Annotated in this window: 2 protein-coding genes and 2 pseudogenes; all 4 read left to right on the forward strand. The window is 62.0% G+C overall.

Annotation, left to right across the window (positions count from 1 at the left end):
- A pseudogene (locus ACP7AP_RS24060) lies at positions 1–199 on the forward strand (IS66-like element accessory protein TnpA); the annotation flags it as partial.
- On the forward strand, positions 196–543 hold the full coding sequence (gene tnpB, locus ACP7AP_RS24065) for an IS66 family insertion sequence element accessory protein TnpB (protein WP_426038435.1): 348 nt from the start codon (positions 196–198) through the stop codon (positions 541–543). The pseudogene ACP7AP_RS24060 and the gene tnpB, both read left to right, overlap by 4 nt.
- 60 nt (positions 544–603) lie before the next feature.
- Positions 604–2,185 (forward strand): annotated as a pseudogene (gene tnpC, locus ACP7AP_RS24070) (IS66 family transposase).
- A gap of 17 nt (positions 2,186–2,202) precedes the next feature.
- The gene (locus tag ACP7AP_RS24075; protein ID WP_426038437.1) at positions 2,203–2,772 is read left to right on the forward strand and encodes a plasmid pRiA4b ORF-3 family protein; all 570 of its coding nucleotides are present in this window, start codon (positions 2,203–2,205) and stop codon (positions 2,770–2,772) included.
- Positions 2,773–2,793 lie beyond the last annotated feature (21 nt).

A 2,793-nucleotide genomic window follows, 5' to 3' on the forward strand; every position in this document is an offset into this window, starting at 1 on the left:
CGCTGTAGATGCGCCGGTCTTCTTGCCTATAGAGATTGTGAACCCTGCCCGTGCAGAAGCCGCCAAGCCCACTTTGCCCAGCAATGTCTTGTCCGACGGCCAGATCGAGGTCGAGCTTGCGGGCGGGCATCGGCTTCGGATCCGCGGGGCTTATGATCCCGAAGCGCTGGCCCGGCTGATCCGCGGGCTTTCGGGATGATCCCGGTTCCGATGAACACGCAGGTCTGGCTGGCGGCCGGGGTGACGGACATGCGCAAGGGTTTTGCGGCACTTGCGGCCCAAGCCGAGCAGACGACGCAACAGAACCCGTTCAGCGGGCATATGTTTGTATTCCGAGGGCGGCAGGGCGATCTGATCAAGATCATCTGGTGGGATGGACAGGGGGCTTGCCTGTTCTCCAAGCGACTGGAGAAGGGGCGGTTTGTCTGGCCTTCGGCCAAGGACGGCAAGATCGCGCTGACCCCGGCGCAGTTGGCGATGCTGCTGGAAGGCATTGACTGGCGCTTGCCACAGCGCACGTGGCGACCTTTGACAGCGGGATAAATTGCGCGGTTTTGCGGTTTTTTGATTTCCGTAAAGGGCTTGTTTTGCTATACTTTCACCATGTTGGATGTCACCAAATCGCTGCCGGAAGACCCAGCGGAACTGCGGGCGTTCACCGCAGTTTTGCTGGCCGAATTGAAGTCGCAAGCGGTTCTGATCGCGAAGCTGCGGCACCAGTTGGCGGGCCAGCGCGCCCATCGGTTTGGGCCGTCGTCCGAGACATCCGGGCAGTTGCAACTGGCGCTGGAGATGAGTGAGGTCGCCATTGCCGCTCTGACCGCCAGACTGCGCCTGCCAGAGAACGCACCGGTCGATAAACCGAAGCGCAAACCGATCCCGGATCATATCCCGCGCGTGGAGGTCGAACTGACCCCGGTCAACACGGAGTGCACCCAGTGTGGTGGCAAGCTGCGCCGCTTGGGCGAGGATGTGACCGAAGAACTGGAATACGTCCCCGGCCGCTTTATCGTGAACCGCATTGTGCGGCCCCGGATGGCCTGCTCGGGCTGCGATTGCTTCACGCAAGCTCCGCTGCCAAGCCGCCCGATCGAGCGTGGGCGTCCCGGCCCCGGGCTGCTGGCCCATGTGCTGGTCAACAAGTATGCCGATCACCTGCCGCTGTATCGGCAAAGCCAGATATTCGAGCGCGACGGGCTCGACATTGACCGCTCGACGCTGGCCGACTGGGTCGGTAAATCCACCGCTTTGCTGGAACCGCTTGCCGACGCCATCCATTGCCCGGCAGGCGATGCATGCATCGCCGAGAGGGGGGCGGCATGTGCTGGCGGGGCAAGCGATCTTTGCTGACGACACCCCGGTGGCAATGCTGGCGTCCCGTTGCCCGGCAGGCGATTGCAAGCAATCGCCGAGAGGGGGCACTGGCAAGACCCAGGCCGCCCGGCTTTGGGCTTACGGCCGCGACGAACGCCCTTGGGGCAGCGCCATCCCGCCCGCCAGCTGGTATCGATTCTCGTCCGACCGCAAAGGCGAACATCCGAAGGATCATCTGGCGGGATATACCGGCTGGATGCATGCTGATGGTTATGCCGGGTTTGAAGATCTGTATCGCAATGGCACTATCCGCGAAGTCGCCTGCATGGCGCATGTCCGGCGCAAGTTCGTCGATGTCCACAAGGCGCAAGGCTCCGCCATCGCCGACGAGGCCATCCGGCGGATTGCCGAACTCTATGCCATCGAGAAGGCGGCTCGGGGCTTGCCACCCGACAAGCGGGTGGACATCCGACAGGCCGAGGCCAGACCAGTCTTCGACAGTCTGGAGGCCTGGCTGGATGCCCAACTGCATCACATATCTGGCAAAAGCCCTCTGGCCAGCGCGATCCGCTATGCCCTGACCCGAATGGCACGGATGCGCCCCTACCTCGATCACGGCATCCTGGAGGTCGACAACAATACCGCCGAACGCGCGATGCGTGCTGTCGCTCTGGGTCGCAAGAATTACCTCTTCGTGGGATCGCAGACCGGCGGCAAATCCGCCGCCATCGCCTACACCCTGATCGAAACCGCCAAGCTCAATGGCGTCGATCCTCAGACCTGGCTCGCCGACACCCTCGCCCGCATCCCAGACCACAAGATCAACCAGATCGACGAGTTGCTGCCCTGGCACTGGCGGACATCAGCATAAACGGAGATATTCCCCACATGAGCATTGCACGCCTGCACATTACCCTCGACGGGGTCGAACCAAGTGTTACGCGGACGCTTCTGGTGCCCGTCAACCTGCGACTCGACCGCCTGCATCTGGTCATCCAAGCGGCGATGGGCTGGGAGGATGCACACCTCTATGCGTTCCTGGCGGGCAACAAGCGGTGGTCACCTCCCGATCCCGGCTTCGACAATGACGCTCTGCCCGTTGCCACGGCCAGTCTGGCCGACATCACCGCTGCATCCGGCGCGGCACCGATCCGCTACATCTACGACTTTGGTGATGACTGGGTGCATTTGATCACGGTCCAAGCAACAGACGCAGCCGTTCCAGGCGACCTCTATCCAAAACTGGCCGATGCCTTGGGTCACTGCCCACCCGAAGATGTCGGCGGCCTTCCCGGATATCAAAACTTCCTCGAAGCACTCGCCGACAAACGGCATCCAGACCATCGTCATCTTACCGAATGGCATGGAGCGCCGTTCGACCCCAATGTCCCCGAAACCGACGAACTCAAACTCGCAGTCCTCAAGCTCGCGAAGAAGTGGAAGCCGACAAAAAAGTAGGCAGGTTCACCGGACGCTTAC

The organism is Cypionkella sp. TWP1-2-1b2, assembly GCF_049896245.1.
Classification (GTDB): domain Bacteria; phylum Pseudomonadota; class Alphaproteobacteria; order Rhodobacterales; family Rhodobacteraceae; genus Cypionkella.

What these genes read in the sequence shown, in the direction of transcription:
- tnpB (WP_426038435.1), top strand. Translation starts at nt 196, where the DNA reads ATGATCCCGGTTCCGATGAACACGCAGGTCTGGCTGGCGGCCGGGGTG.
- ACP7AP_RS24075 (WP_426038437.1), top strand. Translation starts at nt 2,203, where the DNA reads ATGAGCATTGCACGCCTGCACATTACCCTCGACGGGGTCGAACCAAGT.